Origin of the sequence: Kitasatospora sp. NPDC058046 (assembly GCF_042885595.1) — a bacterium.
GTDB lineage: Bacteria > Actinomycetota > Actinomycetes > Streptomycetales > Streptomycetaceae > Kitasatospora.
This window is the reverse complement of the sequence record NZ_JBHVRS010000028.1, coordinates 94,531-110,672: the sequence shown is the minus strand read 5'-3', so window position 1 is coordinate 110,672 and position 16,142 is coordinate 94,531. Positions and strand designations below refer to the sequence as shown.

The 16,142-nt window shown below is 72.0% G+C and carries 14 protein-coding genes; all 14 read right to left on the bottom strand.

The window, feature by feature from the left end:
- Nucleotides 1-82: 82 nt before the first annotated feature.
- The 14 genes from ACFVU7_RS38765 to ACFVU7_RS38700 all read right to left on the bottom strand — a co-directional run bounded on the left by ACFVU7_RS38765 (nt 83) and on the right by ACFVU7_RS38700 (nt 16,138).
- Nucleotides 83-2,779 carry an HNH endonuclease gene (locus ACFVU7_RS38765; RefSeq protein ID WP_388050633.1) on the bottom strand — a complete coding sequence of 899 codons (2,697 nt, stop codon included), beginning with the start codon at nt 2,777-2,779 and terminating at the stop codon, nt 83-85.
- A gap of 152 nt (nt 2,780-2,931) precedes the next feature.
- Nucleotides 2,932-3,513, bottom strand: coding sequence for a hypothetical protein (locus ACFVU7_RS38760; protein WP_388050631.1), 582 nt, complete (start codon nt 3,511-3,513; stop codon nt 2,932-2,934).
- Entirely contained in the window at nt 3,510-4,673 is a 1,164-nt protein-coding gene (locus tag ACFVU7_RS38755) for a DnaB-like helicase N-terminal domain-containing protein (protein WP_388050628.1), read from the bottom strand. The genes ACFVU7_RS38760 and ACFVU7_RS38755 overlap by 4 nt, the downstream gene beginning before the upstream one ends.
- Nucleotides 4,673-4,894 (bottom strand): hypothetical protein, encoded by a 222-nt coding sequence (locus tag ACFVU7_RS38750; RefSeq protein ID WP_388050625.1) that lies wholly within the window; start codon nt 4,892-4,894, stop codon nt 4,673-4,675. Before ACFVU7_RS38750 ends, ACFVU7_RS38755 begins: the two co-directional genes overlap by 1 nt.
- Before the next feature lie 98 nt (nt 4,895-4,992).
- Nucleotides 4,993-6,777 (bottom strand): type IV secretory system conjugative DNA transfer family protein, encoded by a 1,785-nt coding sequence (locus ACFVU7_RS38745; protein WP_074003042.1) that lies wholly within the window; start codon nt 6,775-6,777, stop codon nt 4,993-4,995.
- Nucleotides 6,778-6,875: 98 nt separating this feature from the next.
- On the bottom strand, nt 6,876-8,096 hold the full coding sequence (locus ACFVU7_RS38740) for a hypothetical protein (protein WP_241852921.1): 1,221 nt from the start codon (nt 8,094-8,096) through the stop codon (nt 6,876-6,878).
- A gap of 284 nt (nt 8,097-8,380) precedes the next feature.
- Nucleotides 8,381-8,878 carry a hypothetical protein gene (locus ACFVU7_RS38735; protein ID WP_074003041.1) on the bottom strand — a complete coding sequence of 166 codons (498 nt, stop codon included), beginning with the start codon at nt 8,876-8,878 and terminating at the stop codon, nt 8,381-8,383.
- Nucleotides 8,879-8,911: 33 nt separating this feature from the next.
- Nucleotides 8,912-9,148 carry a hypothetical protein gene (locus tag ACFVU7_RS38730; protein ID WP_074003040.1) on the bottom strand — a complete coding sequence of 79 codons (237 nt, stop codon included), beginning with the start codon at nt 9,146-9,148 and terminating at the stop codon, nt 8,912-8,914.
- A gap of 143 nt (nt 9,149-9,291) precedes the next feature.
- A complete protein-coding gene (locus tag ACFVU7_RS38725) occupies nt 9,292-10,044 on the bottom strand; it encodes a hypothetical protein (RefSeq protein ID WP_074003039.1) in 753 nt (250 codons plus the stop codon).
- A gap of 96 nt (nt 10,045-10,140) precedes the next feature.
- A complete protein-coding gene (locus tag ACFVU7_RS38720; RefSeq protein ID WP_079272239.1) occupies nt 10,141-11,247 on the bottom strand; it encodes a hypothetical protein in 1,107 nt (368 codons plus the stop codon).
- Between the two features lie 100 nt (nt 11,248-11,347).
- Nucleotides 11,348-12,625 (bottom strand): hypothetical protein, encoded by a 1,278-nt coding sequence (locus ACFVU7_RS38715; protein WP_074003038.1) that lies wholly within the window; start codon nt 12,623-12,625, stop codon nt 11,348-11,350.
- Nucleotides 12,626-12,657: 32 nt separating this feature from the next.
- Nucleotides 12,658-14,163 (bottom strand): ATP-binding protein, encoded by a 1,506-nt coding sequence (locus tag ACFVU7_RS38710; RefSeq protein ID WP_074003284.1) that lies wholly within the window; start codon nt 14,161-14,163, stop codon nt 12,658-12,660.
- A gap of 18 nt (nt 14,164-14,181) precedes the next feature.
- Complete coding sequence (locus ACFVU7_RS38705) at nt 14,182-14,631, bottom strand: DUF6238 family protein (protein WP_074003037.1); 450 nt, start codon at nt 14,629-14,631, stop codon at nt 14,182-14,184.
- Nucleotides 14,632-14,665: 34 nt separating this feature from the next.
- Nucleotides 14,666-16,138, bottom strand: a complete 1,473-nt coding sequence (locus ACFVU7_RS38700) for an SCO6880 family protein (protein WP_380740961.1) — start codon at nt 16,136-16,138, stop codon at nt 14,666-14,668.
- Nucleotides 16,139-16,142: the final 4 nt, after the last annotated feature.

Below are 16,142 nucleotides of genomic sequence, written 5' to 3'. Positions count from 1 at the left end.
GGCCTGCACCATGTGGTGCAGGCCGCCGCCCATATGCGCACACGAGTCCGAGCCCTGCCTAGGCCCGACTCTGCCGCAGGACTTAGCCGAAGGACATGTTGACCGAATCGGAGAGGCCGATCGCTCTGAGGTCCGCTGAAAGCCAGTTGTAGGCAAGAGCCGTAGCCGGACTCTCCCCAAATACCGACAGGACTTCATGGACGAAGCTTCGCCCGGACCATGCGGCCGATTCGGGGTGAAGACGGCGAAACTCGGCGTGGCCGTCGATGGATCCAAACCAGGTGGGCCAATAGTCGGCCTCGGCGCTGACGTCTTCCACCTCCGTGACATCGACCTGGGATGGAGAACCAGGTGGCAACGGGAGGATGGTGCGCAAGAACATGGGCCCCACATCCAGCCGGTCGGTTTCGATAGGAGGCCAGCTGATCTTGCAGGCGAACCGCACCGGCAGCGCACCGCCGAGTTGCAGGGTCCGTCGAATGGGAGCCAGGTACTCCGTGACGATGTCTTCGTAGATGGACAGCGCGCCGGAGTAGACCTGTCTGACCATGTCGATCAGTACCTCCGGGCTGTAGGCAGCGGAGACATCGCATGAAACCCTGTCAGGCCCCGAGACGTCCGGCGCCGGATAGGGGCAGTGGATCAAACCGTCACGAGTGATCAGGAGACGCTGATCGGCGCACTGGTCGCGGAGTGTCGCCAGTTCCGACCGCAGCGCGACGACGCCGCCTTGGAATCGGACCAGGGCGATGTTCGGAGTTTCCCGGAAGATCTCGTCGACCGCCGAGATGACATCGGTGAGTGCGATGGGGAGACGTGACCCGAAGCCGACCTTCCCGGTCAAGAGCCTGGCGATGTTCCAAGCTCGCTCCTGGACAGCAGTCACGTTCTCGGGCAAGGTGAAGGCTCGGTGTATGAGCACTTGCGCCATGCTCGCCTTCACCCACGACAGAGACAGCTCCCACGGCCAGGCGGGGACGTCGGAAGCGACGGCTGTTGAGCGGAGCGAGAGGATCCGATAGCCCGCTACCTCGCCACGTTCCAGGTCCGGTGGCATGGTGACTGCGAAGAAGCGCTCCCGGCCTGTAGGAACTGTGGGAGCAGCGAACACGATGCCGATAGTGGAACTCTCGGAGTCTGATCCGACCCCGATGGGGAGCCCGCGTCCGGCCCCGTCCGAACAACTGAGCAGAGATCCTGCGCGGCCGAGTCCGCTGAGCCAGTCGTCAAGCGTCCTGGACAGGCGCCGGGCGCATTCGAGATCCTCGGGAAGGCCCGCCGTCGATCCGAGTGGGTTCTTCGGAACGGCCTGATCGGTGATCCACGCGGCCAAGCCGGGGTCGAGTGCCGTGAGGTCGCGGAGCAAGGCCGTCACCCGGTCCCACGATCCGCTGGAGACGGCGAAGGTAAGAGCATCCCTCCACCGGTCCCGGCGTTGTGGCGTGAACCCCGAGAGTTCCGGTAGGCCGTTGTCCAAGATGTACTGGCCGCCGAAGTACTGTCCCAGTACCGGTAGGGCAAAGGAGAGCGTGCGGTTCCGGTGGACGACCAGACGGGTCCGGATGAGGTTCTGAAGCTCTTCCCCGGTACCGGCCTCGCCGGCCGCGACGACTCCTCCGGCGTCCAAGGTGAGTCGGCCGAGCCGGGCGAGAAGGGCGTATGTCTCGACGCCGAGGCCGGCGGACCGGGTGAGAGCTCGCTCGACGAGGGCGGCGAGAAACGCTCCCCGCGAACGGGGTACTTCGGAGCCGGACCTGCGGCAGTCGGCGGCGATCAGCGCGAAGAGCGGCCTGTGCAGTGCGTCGCGGATCTCAGGGTTGGAATGCCATGCCAGGTCCTGTGGCGCCTCCACTCGATCGAGGAGTTCCTGGAGTTCGGTCTCCGATAGTGCAGGCAGGGTGAAGGAGTCGGCGCGGAGGTTGAGGTCCGGGCGGCTGGTGGCCAAGACTTTCCGGCCGGACGCGCTGTAGAGCCAGGTCCAGAGTTCGTCGATGATCTCGGCCGTGCGCTCGGCTCCGAACTCGTCCAGGCCGTCAAGGTACACGGTTATTTGATGGTGCCCGTTGGGAAAGTGCGTGACCTGTTCGTCGATAGCTCGTAGGAGGTCGGGTCCGGCTGACCTCGCAGTGAAGTGGACCGGTAGTGGCGCATTGGGATCGTCGATGGCCCGGAACGCCGCCTTCTGGTACTCCCGCTCCAGAGCGACGGTCTTGCCGGAGCCGAAGTCGCCCGTCAGAACTGCGAATTTGCGTCCGCTGTGGAACTGGGCGAATTCCTGACACACGCCAAGCTCGCCGTCGTCGGCCAGGTTCTCGGCTTGTTCGGGATTTAGACCCACGGCGATCCAGCGAGTGATGAGTCGGCCCCTGCTGGCGGTTAGGCCGCGGAGCAGGGCGTCCCGCCTGCTCCGCTCCTCCGACGCTCCGTCAGGGGCTTCCCGTCGCCGGTCGACGGTGTCCTCGTGCGCACGCTTCATGGCCAGGAGGGCGTCAACGGAGAAGTGGCGCCCGTGTTCCTTGTCGATCAGGGTGTGATGCGTAGGACAGAGCAGGATGAGGTTGGTGTATGAGTTCCGCTCCGAGAGCGGGAGACTGGGATTGCCCCTCGGGCCGTCGTCCTCCCTGGCAACGATGTGCGCCTCTTCCCCGAGTACAACCGGGTTCCGCACGGCCGGATCGGTACCCACATCGTCCATGAGTCTTTGGCGGCAGTTCGGGAACGCGCACTCGTTCCCGGAGCGGCCCCAGAGAAGCTTCCGGTCCATGTCCTTGATGGCCACTGGCCTCCCGTTCGTCGATAGATGGTTCGGCCCCCAGCCGGCCTCCTGGAGCCTCGAGCCGCGGTCTACCGGCCGCGATCAGTTCTCGCGCTCCGATACTGTCCCATAGGTGACGGAAGGCTGTTTGGAGTTCGGCAGGACCGGCCGGGAGTTCAGCGCGAGCGTACAAGGGGCAGGGACACAGGCGCGGCCACGGCGGCAGCCTGCGTGGACGGCGTGGACCTGGGGTGGGCGCCGGTCGAGCGGGCACGGGCGGCCTCGACCCTAGTCTGCTGTGCATCGATGATCGAGACGGACGTCCGGATGGACCGCCGGGCCTCCGCCAGCTCGCTGTGAGCGGTCGTGACCGCTTCCTCGATGACCTGGCCGGCGGTCGCCAGGGCCTGGTCGACGTCGCGTCGGCCGCGCAGAGGGCCGAGGTGGGCGGCGGTTGCGAGCTGGTCGGTGGCCGCCCCCAGGGCGGAGACGGTCTGGCCCATCCGGTCGGCGACCTCGCCGTAGGTCCAGGCCGTCCGCAGGACGTGCTCGGGGACGGGCTCTACGGCCACTCGCGCTTCGATGGCCTGACCGATCTCGGCGATCAGGTGGCCGAGTTCGGTGATCTGCCGACCGACGGAGGAGGCTTCGGCGAGCCGGGCCGGCGGGCTGGTCACGACGGGCAGCTTCGCCTCCTGCGCTTCGAGGCGAAGGGCCAGGGACTGCAGGGCGAGGGATTCGCTGACGGGTGTGTTCACGAGGAGCTCCGGTGGGGGCGGGTGGGGACGGTGGGGGCAGTGACCACGCACGGGATTCGGGCGGAGGCGGCACCGGGCATCGTGCGGCCGGCGGCTCGGGTGGGGCTGCGGGCGAGCGCGGCGCTGACGCGGGCCGCCTGGTCGGCGTGCGGCCGCGGTTGCGACTCAGGCGGGGAGGTAGCCGTGCGCCAGCGCTCCCGCACCCGGTCGACCGGGCCGAGCGCATGAAGAGCCTGGCCGATGAGCTGACCGGGGGCGAGCCGGTCGCCGTCGGCCTGAGCGGCGATCTGCCGGGCTGCGACGGCCGCGGTGCGGTTGAGGGAGCCGCGCAGGAGCTGCTCGCCGAGCCACTCGGCCGAGCCGGCCGCGCCGTTGCCGAGCACGGCGGAGAGGCGTTCGCCGGTGAGGGTGCCGTCGGCGAGCAGGCCCCGCCGCTGCACTTCCCACAGCGCGGTGACCGGGTCGATCGGCTCCCCCCGGTGGTGGAGCGCCCCGAGGCAGCGGTAGAGGTGGCCGTGGCCCCGGTCGGCGAAGTCGCCGGGCCGCAGCCAGCCGAACACCTCGCCGATCGCCCCGTCCTGGTGGATGAGCAGCGCGAGCAGGAACCGCTCGTCCTCGATCTGGCCCGCCGCAGGTGCGGCAGCGACGACGGCCGGCGGCACGGCAGGGCCCTGCGGCCTCGGCGGGGTTCCCCAACGCCGGGCGAGGTCGACCAGGACGCCCACCAGGACGTCGGATTGGGCGACCGTGCCGTCGGCCTCGTGCTGCCGGGCGCCCTCCTCAGCGACCGCGAGCAGGCGGGCGGCATGCTCGGCGACGGTGCGGTGGATGGAGCCTTCGAGCACCATCCGGCCGTAGACCGGCGCGTTGGCCGGGTGCGGACAGGCCGCGATCAGGGCATGCGGGTAGGAGGCGGTGAGACCTTGGACGTGCCGACCGGCTTCGGCGAGGCTGTCGTTCAACCAGGCCAGCGGCACGGCACCCTCGGCGGCGAGCGCGGGGTGCCCGGCACCACCGAGGGTGCGCAGAGCGCCGAACAGGGCTTGGTGGGCCGGGCGGTAGAAGTCGCGCGGCTCCAGCCAGCCCAGGCGATCGAGCTGGCGCGGATCGAGCAGCACCGCGCCGAGCACGGCCTGCTCCCCCGTGAGCAGCGGGTCCATCACGCTGCCCCGTCGCCCTCGGCCCGCAGACAGGCGACCTCGCGGTCGGCGGCGGCCCTGGCAGCGGCGCACCGGTCCAGCTCACCCGTGAACACCGGGTCGGAGGCGAGAAGGGAACCGGCCCCGGTGACCAGCCACCAGTGGCCCCCGCGCCGGAACACCGGCGCCCCAGACAGCGGAGCCGATACGCGCGGGCGCTTGACGGCGTTCGGATCGGACATGCAGAACTCCCGGAGAGCAAGGGGAATCGAGGCGAGGTGGGGAAGGACGTGCGGCGCCGGCTGGGGGTGCTGTCGACCGGCGCCGTCGGGCGGGGTGCTCAGGCAGAGAGGGTGAAGTCGTCGCGGCTGTGGGCGGCCTTGGCGAGCGCGCGCTCGGTGATGGCCTTGGTGGCGCGGGAGGAAGCCGGGCCGATCTCCTTGGCCGAGCGCTCCTTGTACCAGGGCTTGAGGTCGAGCATCGCGACCCGCATGCCGGTGGCGAAGAGCAGGATCTTGCCCTTGGGGAGCGCGCGGATCTCGTCCGGCGGCAGGATGCGTTCGGTGCGCATCGAGACCGAAGTCGACTTGCCGCTGTCGGAGTTGGAGACCGAGACGGTCTGCACGTCGTGCTCGCCGATCTGCCGCGACAGCTTGTCCGCGAAGTCGGCGTCGTCGATGCCGCTGCCGATCACCTTCACAGTGGCGGCGGACCACAGGGCATCCATGCCGGCCTCGCCCCAGCAGCGCTGGCCCTGGCGGTAAGACTGCAGGATGGTGATCGGGATGACGCCCCGGCTGCCGAGGTGGGAGTAGAGGTCCGGCAAGTCCGAAATCTTGCAGACGTTCGCCGCTTCATCGAGTACGCACAGGGCGGGCGGGTCGAGCCGGCCGCCGTTGCGTTCGGCGACGATGACGGCCGCGCGCATCACCGCGTCGGCCGCCGCCGCGATGATCGCGCTGGCGGAGCCGCCGCCGTCCTTACTGAGCAGGAACAGCGTGTCGCGGGAGGAGGCGAAGTCGAACGGCTTGAACTCCGGTACGCCCTTGGTGGGGGTGACCCAGGCGGCGATCTCCGGGTCCAGCAGGCAGCTGGCGTACTGCCGCGCCGTCTCAAAAATCCCATCCCTGGTCTCGGTGGCCCCGGTGACGGTGCCCTGGAGCTGGGCGGCGACCGCGTGGTGGCCGGCGTCGCCGAGCAGGTCGACGGGGGTGCGGTCGGAAGGCGAGGCGAGCCAGGCCAGCACATCGGTGATCGGACGGCGGTGGCTCGCGGCAGCCAGGAACAGGGCCCCCAGCGTGTTGCTCGCGGCAGTGGACCAGAAGTCGGAGCCGCTGGACTCGTCCACGCTCGCCGTGACGAAGTGCCCGGCCAAGCGCTTGGCGCCGGCAAGGTCGCGGGCGTCGGCGAGGATGTCCCACCACATCTCGCGCGGGTGATGCGCGATCTGCTGCGGGTCGAGCGTCCAGACCTTGCCGACCTTCGCCCGGGCGTCCACGCACGCCGTGTAGGCGTCGTTGGCGGCTTTGTTCGAGGTCAACAGCACGGGCCCGGGCGCGGCGAGGATCGCGGGGATCGCGATGCCGCTCGTCTTGCCAGAGCGCGGCGCCATGATCGCGACCATCACGTCCTCCCAGCTCGCGCGGACCTCGGCCTTGCCCGGGGAGAGCGTGCCGATGGGGATACCGCGGTCGGCTGGCGCGACCTCCTTCTCGTCCTTCAGGCTCGGGCGCAGGCTGCGGGCCTTGTCCGTGACTTCCTCGTCCAGCAGCGGTGCGATGTCCGCTGCCCGGGCCAGACCACTCTTCGTCCCGGCGCGGTGGCGGAGCCACAGGGCGAGCACGGTGACGGTGGAGGCGAGGGTGAGCACGCCGGGGACGAGGCGGGCGCCGACCAGGACGGCGGCGGGGCCGAGGTGGGGCCACAGCCGGTTGGGGTGCAGCAGGGCGTTGGTGGCGTTGAACGATGCCCAGGGGCCGGAGCCGGCCAGGGCGTTGGTGAGGTTGCCGGTCAGCCAGGCGAGGGAGCCGAAGGCGAGGACAGCGCCGAGGACGCCGAACAGGAGGTAGAGCAGCGCGTCCGTGCCGGTGGTGGTCGACGGCGCGCTCGTGCGAGGGGCAGGCAAGAGGAGGTCCAGGGAGGTACGAGCGGGCGGTGGGCGGGGCGCGCTCGGCTCTGGTGCGGATCACGGTGCTCTCCACGGGGCTTGGCTGGCGGAGCGATTCAGCGGGCTCGGGCGGCAGGCCGGGCCGATGTAGCTGATGCGGGCGGCAGCCGGGTGGGGGCGGCTGCGGTGGACATGCCGGGGGTGGTGCTGCGGGCGAGGGCTGCGCGGGTTCGCAGGTCGTCGGTGCCCCTGCCGTCGGTGGCGCCCGGCGCGCGGGACCCGGCGCGCCGGACCTCGTCGACGGCCCCGTCCAGTTCGGCCTGGACCTCGACGAGTTGGTCGGACGAGGACCCGAATCGGTCGGAGAGTTCGACCTGGTCGGGGTCGAGATCGGTGATCTGTTCGGAGGCGGTCTCCAAGGCCTCCTGGAGGCGCACGAGCATCCCGTCGTCCGGGTCGAGGAGTCGGTCGAGCACGCCGGCGAGCTCGGCGAAGTCGGTGCTGCCGCGCAGCTCATCGCTGAGATCGAGGATCTGCTGGCCGGCGGTGGCGAGCGGCTGGACGTCGAGCCGGGGGTCGAGGTCGACCTTGTAGCGGGCGGCGCGCAGCATCTCGGCGGCGTGGGTGGCGCAGGCGGCTGCTTCGTGGTTGGGCGTCGTGGTGGGCAGCCGGTGGCGGCGGCCGTGCCAGTCGTCGATCTGCTTGAACCCGGCGTGGCGGAGCAGGGTGGCCGAGAGGTCGTCGCTGGTGCCGGTGGCGACGACGCTGCCGCTGGGCCCGGCGCCGATGGTGATGGCGGGCATCCGGTGGTCCTTGGAAGTGGTGACGGTACGGGTGAGGTGGCCGAGTTCGGCGGCGATGCGGGTGCACTCGGCCTGTATGTGGAAGGGGTCCCGGTAGGTGCCGTGGATGTATCCGTCCTCGCGTACGACGGTGGCGACGACGTGCACGGACCGGTCGCCATTGCGGATCGCGGCCCACCGGCAGCCGTTCCGGTCGTCGACGGGGGCGAGTCCGGTCGCGGTGACCAGGCGCCGGGCGACGTCGGCCCACTGGGCGTCGCTCAGGTCCGGTTGGCGGGGGTCGGAGCGCACCGAGCACATCCACACCGGGAGTTCGGGCGCCCGGGAGCCGATCCGCAGGGCCGGGGCGTCGAGCACGCCGCCGCCGAGGACCTCGTGCGGGTCGCCGAACAGGGGTAGCTGCAGCTGTTTGTCGGCGCCGCGGTAGTCGGCGCCGATCAGCCTGGGGCGCAGCCGTCCGCGTGGGTCGTCCAGGCCGTAGAGGGTGGGGATCAGCGCGGCCGTGGTGGTGGCGCGCTGCAGGTGGGCGATCACGGCGTCCCCTCTCGGACGGGCGGTGGGGCCCGGCGGGCGGGCTGGGAGACCGAGAATCCGCGGATTCGGCGGTTTGGCCGGGCTGGAAGTCGGTGGTAGGAGGCGGCTGGGCCCGGCCGGGGTGTTCCGCGAGCGTCAGCGAGGTGCGGCGAGCGGATCGGTGGTGTCCTCGGCGCGCCGGGCGCTGCGGTGCAGGGGGCTGGCCGTCGTGGTGCTCTCGAATCGGACGGCGAGGAAGGGGAGTTGGTTCGGTGCCCTGCCCGCAGGGGCAGGGCACCGGGGGTTCACACGAAGGGGTTCTCGGTCGGCCGGTCGGTGTCCAGCGCCGCGTCGAGCAGCTCGGGCAGATCGGCGGGCTCGGAGGCGCGCTGGTCGATCCACCAGCCGGCGCGGGTGATCGTGCGGGCCTGGTCCTCGATCTGCTCCCACTGCGGCTCCGGCATGCTCCCGTCGAGGACGAGGGCGGTGTAGGCGGCGGTGAGGACCTGGTGGCGGCACCGGATGCCCCAGGCGATGCCGCGGTCGGTGCCCTCCAGTGGTGGCATCCGGTACTGCTGGGACCAGGCTTCCGACTCAGCCTGCTCGGCGGCGCGTTTGGCCTCCAGCCACTCGGCCTTGCCCGTCTCGTCGTCGCCTTGGGCGGCGCGCCAGCAGTCGGTGCAGTCCTGCCTGGCCAGCCACTCGGCGAAGCCGGCTCGCCGGTCGGCCGGGCGGGCGCCGAGGTCGCGTTCGGCCTCGTGCCCGCACGCGTGGGTGATCGTCCAGACCTTTTTCACTGCCATGCTCGTCTGTCCCTTGTTCGTGGTGCTGGTTGGTCAGCGGTGGTGGTCACCGGTGGTGGCACAGGTGAGGACGGTGTCCGCGAGGGCGGGCTCGACGGCGACGGTGTACCGGCCCCGCTGGAGGCGGATGGTCGCCTCGGTGACGGCGTCGAGGCCGTCGCCGGGCGCTCGGAGGATGTCGAGGTTCGCCAGGTGGAGCCATCCCGCTTCGGTGAGGAGTTCGGCCGGCTCGCGGGGCAGGTGGTCGCGGAGAGCGGCGACTATGCCCAACTTGGGGTGGACGGCGAAGGCTACGTCCGGCTCCTGGGAGAGGCGCGGGAGCGGGGGGTGCTGGGGCGGTGGAGGAACTGGGTGTCGTCGGAGGGGGTGGCGGCAGCGGGCACAGAGGCTTCCTCGAGGTGGTGCGGGGTTGGTCAGCGCGTACGGGCGAAGGCGATGCGGGGGTCGACGGCCGCGGGGGGCCTGCTGGTGCCGACTGCGGCGGCAGGAGCGGGCTGGTGGGTGGGGCCCTTGAGCGCGGCCTCGTCGACGCGGAACTTGTGCGTGGTGAACGCCTGCCGGACCTCGGCGCGGTGCGCGGCGACGTCCTCGGCGAGCCGGGGCTCCAGGGCGACCTGGAAGTTGCCGCGTCGCAGTCCCGTGACGGTGTGCGCCACGATGTCGAGCGACTCCGCCCGGGTGCCGGTCGGCGGGAAGTAGACGTCCAGGTCCCGGTGGTGGCGCCAGCCGTCGGTGTCCAGGAAGATGCCCGGATTGAAGGGCAGGTGGTCGTTGACGGCGGCCACGATGCCCAGCGTCGGATGCTCGGCGAAGGCGACGTCCGGACCGGTGTCCGGTTGGTGGCTGGGCGTCGGTTCGGCGGCGGCCGTCCGTTCCTGTGCCCGTTTCTGCCGACCGGTGTTCTCGGAGGCCAGGGCCATGTCGGTGTCGACGCGATAGCCGGCGTCGGTGAGGAGCTTGGCAGCCCACGCTGCGCGTTCGGGGGCTTGGAGGTGCTGGTCGGTGAGTGTGTAGAGGGTGGGGTGGCCGGGGAGGCGCTCGAAGTCGAGGCGCTCCAGCATCCACTGGGCGGCCGGGGACTGGGTGGGCAGGGAGGCGACGATGCCGTGGTTCGGGTGGTGCCCGATGGCGACGTGGGGAAGCTGGGTGGGTTCGGCGGCAGACACGGTGGGGCTCCGCTTTGGTGGTCGGACGGTGGGAGCGGTGGGCGGAACGCGGTCTGCGGCGGCGGGGCACGGCGGTTGTCCTTCCCGGGCAGGGGTTCAGCGGCGCGGACCCGCGGAGCGGACGGCGGCCGGTGCGGCGAGGACGGCTTCGGCCGGGTGACCAGTGAGGGTGCGTACGGCGGTGGGGGAGGTGGCGACGGCGGCGAGCACCCGGGTGTCGAGGCGGGCCGGGACCCGGGGTGCGGGCCGGGCGCGGCTGGGGTGAGCGGCGTGCCGATCGGCGAGGTCGCCGCGCATCGCCCGGATCTCCCGCACGTAGCCGTCCGCCATGTCCGCGATGTGGCGCAGACGGGCGGCGTAGTGCGGATCGGAAGCGCCGCCCAGGCCCTCCCACCAGGAGGCGCTTTCGTGGAGCACGCCGACGACCTGGTCGAGGACGCCGTCGCCGGGAGCGGTCAGTTCGCTCAGCGCGTCGGCCACCTCGCGGGTGTGCCCGGCTGCCGAGACGGCCTCGCCGACCTGGGCCAGCGACCGGGACGGGGGCAGCGTCGGCGAAAGGCTGTGGTCGATCAGGTCCGCCGGGCAGGTGAAGCGGTAGCCCGCGGCGCGCAGGTGGTCGACGGCCCGCGTCACGGCGCTCCGGCGCTCGCCGGGGTCGACCATGGCGACGGGAAGCCGGTGATGGGTCTCGTGGACACGGACGACGGGGATGAACCCGGCGCGGTGGAGGGCGGACTCGGCGCCGGCACGTACGGCCTGGACCTGTTGGCGGGACGGCACGCCCAGGCCGTCGAGGTACTCGTCGACGGCGGCGAGAAGCTCGGGCACGTTCCCCCGCTTGCGGGCGTCGGGCCCGCCAGGCCTGCTGTCGTAGAGGACTTCGGGCAGCTCGGCGTTGCCCGGGGCGTACCGGCTCACGAGCCACGCGTCCGGGAAACCGGGGACTTCGGGGCGTCCGCCGTCCGGCGGGGGTGAGATCGACAGGAAGGTGCCGTCGTGCAGCTGCGCGACGACGACATGGTCGTCCGCTCCGAAGTCGACCCCGGTCTCAAGGCCCCGCTGCGCGAGGGGTCGGGTGACGTGGGCGTAGTGCCGGCCAGGACCGGTGGTGTCGCGGCCGGGCGGGGTGTCCGGGCCGTAGACGTGGGCGGTGACGCCGAAGCCGTTCTCGGCGAACAGGACGGTCAGCTGGTCGGGTTGCATGGCGTGCTCCTGCGGGTGCGCGGACGGGCCGCAGCGGGGCGGGGAGCTGATGATGCCGAAGACCGGGGAGTTGGTCCGGCTGCGAAGCCGTGCTAGACGCTCACCGCGCGCACCGGAGTGCACCCGGCGTCGGCGGGACCGGTGACGTTGCCGCCGCAGTGCTGGGGCCGTGAACCGGGCCGGTGCGCGCGAGTGCGGCCTTGACCTGCTGTTCGCGGTTCGGCTCGGGCGAACCGATCCTTGGTGCGACGTGTGCTGCCAGCGCGGGAAGCGGGCCGTTCGTGAGCGGCGCGGCACACTGCCACGCCTCCTGATTGCGCAGGTCCTCGGCGCGGTCCCGCGCTCGCTCGGCGGCGGCGCGGTCTCCGGTGATCGCGGCCATGTCGGCGCGCCAGCCGTCCCGGACCTCTCGGAGCCTGTCGAGCGCGGTCTCGGTGACGTGGAGCTGTCGCAGGTCGGGGCCGATGGCGGGGTCGAGGTGGTCCTCGATCGTCGCTGCGGAACGGATGCCGGCCACGAGGTACGGGCCCTGGTCGATGAGCGTCTCGGTGTACGGCCAGGCGGCGCGGTTGCGGCCCTCCTGGGAGTCGAAGGAGCCGATCTCGCCGTGGCCCCAGGGGTCGCCAGGGGCCGGGATGTAGGCGGTGCTCAGACGGCGCAGGGCCTCGACGGCGTGGGTGGCGGCGCTCGCGCGGGCCTTCCAGGCGGCCTGCTGGCAGCGCGGCCCCAGGGTGGTGGTGAGCTCGGCCGCCACGGCGGCCGGCGGTGCGCCAGCGGGGAAGGCGACGGGCGTGGGCAGGTGCACTGCCCTGGGGTCGTAGGCGGGCACGTTGTCGGGCCGGGCAGCGCCGACGAGGAGCGGGGCGTCCACGCCGGTCCGCACAGCGAGGAGGCGTTCACCGTTCGGGCCGGTGAGGGTGAAGGCGGTGTGCGGAGCGGAGACGGTGTTCCAAGGAAGCCGTCCCCAGCCCCAGGCCTGGCGGCGGAGTTCGGCGAGGTCCCGGCCGGGGGCGAGCGGGTTGGGCTGGACGGTCCAGCCGGGCAGGTGCTCGACCAGCTCTGCGGCGAACGGAGGGACGGGCGCGGGGCGGTGGGGCTGGTCGGGCAGGGCTCGGCCGTTCTCGTCGAAGTACACCCGCACGTACGTCTCGTCGTCGGGCGTCGGGGTGCCGAAGGCACCGCCCGGGCGGAACAGCGCGTAGGTGGACTCCCACCGCCCGTCGCCGCCTCGGCCGCTGGAGCTGAGTACAAGGTGCCAGTCGGAATCGGTGTACGGGCGGCGGTCGCGTTGGGCGGCGAGCAGCTGCTCGAACGCCGTGAAGTCGGCTGCCGTGAGGTGGGAGTGGTCGAGGTAGGACTCGATGTCGGTGCTGGGCATGTGAGTTAAGGATTCTCGGAGGGCCGGGGCGGTCAGGCGGCCATGCGGAAGTCGGTGTCGTACAGCTGCTTTTCCATGGGGTGGAGGAGGTGCTGAACGATGAAGGAGAGGGCGGCGACCTTCCACAGGCCGCGGCCGCGGGTGAGGGCGGCGATGGCTTGGGCTTCGACGCCGGTGAGGCCGAGCAGGGCTATGGCGGCGGGGATCTGGTCGGGTTCCTGGCGGTAGATGATCCGGGTTGAGCAGTCGGCCAGGAGGCCCTCGGCGAGGACGCGACCGCGCGATCCGGCGTCGCCCGCGGACAGCAGGTCGGACAGGCGGTGCAGGATCAGCAGGTTTGCGATTCCCAGCCCGCGAGAGAGCTTCCACTGCTGCTGCATGCGCTCCAACAGGCCGACGTGGCGCATGATCCGCCACGCCTCGTCGTAGACCACCCACCTCCTGCCGCCGGCGGGGTCGGTGAGAGCGGCCTCCATCCAGGCGCTCGCGCAGGTCATCGCGAGGACGAGGGCGGTGTCGTCGCCGCTGCTGCCCAGACGGGAAAGGTCGATGGAGAGCATCGGCGCGTTCGGGTCGAACGTGACGGTGGACGGGGCGTCGAACATGCCGCTCAGGTCGCCGTGGACCAGGCGGCGCAGGGCGTGCGCGAGGTCGTCGGTCGCGTGGCCGAGGCCGCCTCCCTGGTTGCCGAGGGCGGCGTCGAGGCGCTCGGGACGGCCGAGGACGTGGGCGATGTCGCCGAGCAGCGGCACCGTGCCGGCAGCTTCGGCATCGGCGACGACCAGGTCCAGGGCGACGTCGAGGCCGGTGTGCTCCATCGGCAGTAGATCGCGCTTGAGCACGGTGGCCGCGAGGCTCGCCAGCAGGAGCAGACGGCGCTTGCGGACCTCGGTGCTCCAGTCCTCCTCGCTCACCTCCGCGGGCCGCTCCGGCGCGTCCAGAGGGTTCAACCGTCCGGGGAGGCCGGGGCCGAGGGCGATGGTCTGCCCGCCGAGGGCCTGGGCCAGCCCGGTCCACTCGCCCTTCGGATCGCTCGGTACGTAGATCTTGTAGCCGTGGGCGATGGAGCGGGTGGCGATGGACTTGGCGAGCGCGCTCTTGCCCATGCCGATGACGCCGCACAGGATCGCGTTCGGGTTCGTGAACCCTTCTATTCGACCGGAGTTGTAGAGCGCGAAGGGGTCGAAGCAGAAGGAGCCTTCGGCGTGGAGGTCGCGGCCGATGAAGGTGCCCTCGGCGCCGAGGCCGGCCTCCGCCAGGAAGGGGTAGGCGCCGCCGGCGACGGCGGTGGTCAGGCGGTGCTTGGGTAGGCGGAGCTTGCCGCCGCGGGCGGAGGCGGGACCCGGGCGCCCGGAGGCGGGGTAGGTGGGTCGCAGGTCGGGGTCGGGCCCCTCGTGTTCGCGGCGTCGGGCGGGGGCTTGGGCGGAGCGGGCCTTGGTGCGGGCCTCGGCGAACTCGGCGCGGGCGGCGCGCTGCTGGGCGCGGGTGGTCTTGCGGGGGACGAAGAGCGGGGAGGCGGTGGCGCGGTTCCTGGACATGATCACGGGTTTCGGAAGTCAGTGGCGGACGAGGCCGGTGAACGGGGAGTGCAGGTCGGCGGGGGTGGCGCGGCGGCGCACCAGGTGGGCGGTCTGCTGGTGGCGGCGGCAGATGGTCAGTTCGGGCGCGCCCTCGGGCCGGCGGGTGCGACACGCCTCGGGAGCAGGGACTTCGCCGGTGCCGGGCCGGGGCGCGCTGTGGTACGCGGCGTGGAGGTGGTCGGCGGCCTGCCACAGGCGGGTGCGGGCGGCCTTGAGATGGTCGCCCTCCCCGGGCAGCAGCGGGCTGGTGCGCTGGGCGTGTGCGTCGAGCAGGGCGTGCAGGGCGACCAGGTGCTCGTGCAGGGAGTCGAGTTCGGCGCGGGAGGCGACCAGCGGGCCGGTGGGGATGTTGAGCGCGCGGTGGAAGTCGATCGCGGCGGTCGCGTACGGGACGAAGTCCTGCACGACAGGGGTGGTGGCCGGCATCGGGGTGCTCTTTCGGAAGGTGGGAGGGCCGGCGTCAGGCGGCGAGAGCGAACGGCAGAGCGGAGGCTGTGAACGCCTCGCCCTGCTGCCAGGTGAGCGGGCGCAGGTCGAGCTGGGCGCCCACCGCGGCGGTCTCCACCACGGCGCAGGCGGAGCGCAGTTCGTCCTCGGTGTCGGCCGAGACGGTCAGCAGCCCGGTGAGGGCGACGTCGGCGTGGCCGGCGATCAGCTGTCGCTCTCGGTTCTGTATGTCCTGGTACTCCACCGAGTCGGCCTCGCTGGAGACCTGGCCCTTGCGGGCACGCTCGGCGGAGTCGGCGATGACGGAGGCCTTCTTGCGGCGCACGTCGCGCATCGCCGAGTCGAGGTCCTGCGGCTCGTAGGACAGGGAGACGGTGCGGCGCACCCCGGAGGCGAACAGCACCTGGTGCAGGAACCCGGGGTTGACCTCGGTGCGCGGCCAGTTTTCCACCCAGTAGGTGGCGTGGTGGGCGGAGTCGGTCGAGATGTGGTCGGCCTTCTCCACCACGACCACCGGTCCGGCGGCGGCCGGGGCTGCGCCGGGGCGTCCGTCCTCGGACCAGCGGTCGAGGGCGGCGCGGGACTTGGGGTCGTAGGCGGTGCGGGCGACGGCGGCGATCTCGGCGGTGGAAAGCCAGCCGGTCGGGTTGAGGCCGGCGGTGCGGGCGGACTGCTCGAACGAGCTCGTCAGCTGGGCGAGGACGGCGAAGGCACCGGTGAGGCCGCCGCCGGCCTGGGAGATGAGCCGCCGGGCGCCCTTGAAGTCGAGAGCGATGGCGACGTAGGCCTCGTGCGGGGCTGCGGCCGGACCGGCGTTCTGGATCAGCTCGCCGTAGAGGGCGCCGGCCAGCGGGGCGTCGGGGCGGCCGTGCTCCTCCCAGTAGCGGCGCAGCGCGTCGCCCGAGTCGGGGACGGTGCGCTCGATGACCTGGACGCGGGCGACCTGGCCGGTACGGGCGAGGGCCGCCAGCGCGCGGCCCCAGCCGGTGACGTTGGCGTTCTGGGTGCCGGGGTCGAGCAGGGCGTAGGCGCGGCTGCTCACCTTGACGATCGCGGTGAGGGTGCCGGCGTGCGGATCGTGGACGGCGCCGTACCGGCGGTCAGGGGCGGTGACCACACGCAGGCTGGCCGCGCTGCCGGGAAGGTGCAGCAGGCCCTCGCGCACCGGCCGGGAGGAGGGGCGGGCGAGCCAGAGCAGCTGCCCCCGCAGGCGGCGCAGCGCGTAGCGGGCGGCGACCGGCGCCCAGTCGGCGAGGGTGCGACCGCGGTAGCGGACGAACACGGCGGCGGCGACCGTGGCCCAGACAGGTATGAGCTGGAGGGCGCCGGTGACGCCGCGGGTGGTGAGGACGGCGAGCAGCAGCAGGCCGGTGGCGGCGGAGGCGACCAGCTGCGGGGCGCTGAGGCCGAGCAGGATGCCGCGCTTGGAGCGGTGGGGGAACTTGACGGACGCGGGGGTGGCGTCGGACTTCGGAGTGGAGGACATCGGG

Coding starts and splice junctions, on each gene's coding strand:
- ACFVU7_RS38755 (WP_388050628.1), bottom strand. CDS start 4,673: ATGGACCCGCTGCTCACGGGGGAGCAGGCCGTGCTCGGCGCGGTGCTG.
- ACFVU7_RS38750 (WP_388050625.1), bottom strand. CDS start 4,894: ATGTCCGATCCGAACGCCGTCAAGCGCCCGCGCGTATCGGCTCCGCTG.
- ACFVU7_RS38735 (WP_074003041.1), bottom strand. CDS start 8,878: ATGGCAGTGAAAAAGGTCTGGACGATCACCCACGCGTGCGGGCACGAG.
- ACFVU7_RS38720 (WP_079272239.1), bottom strand. CDS start 11,247: ATGCAACCCGACCAGCTGACCGTCCTGTTCGCCGAGAACGGCTTCGGC.
- ACFVU7_RS38715 (WP_074003038.1), bottom strand. CDS start 12,625: ATGCCCAGCACCGACATCGAGTCCTACCTCGACCACTCCCACCTCACG.
- ACFVU7_RS38710 (WP_074003284.1), bottom strand. CDS start 14,163: ATGTCCAGGAACCGCGCCACCGCCTCCCCGCTCTTCGTCCCCCGCAAG.
- ACFVU7_RS38705 (WP_074003037.1), bottom strand. CDS start 14,631: ATGCCGGCCACCACCCCTGTCGTGCAGGACTTCGTCCCGTACGCGACC.
- ACFVU7_RS38700 (WP_380740961.1), bottom strand. CDS start 16,138: ATGTCCTCCACTCCGAAGTCCGACGCCACCCCCGCGTCCGTCAAGTTC.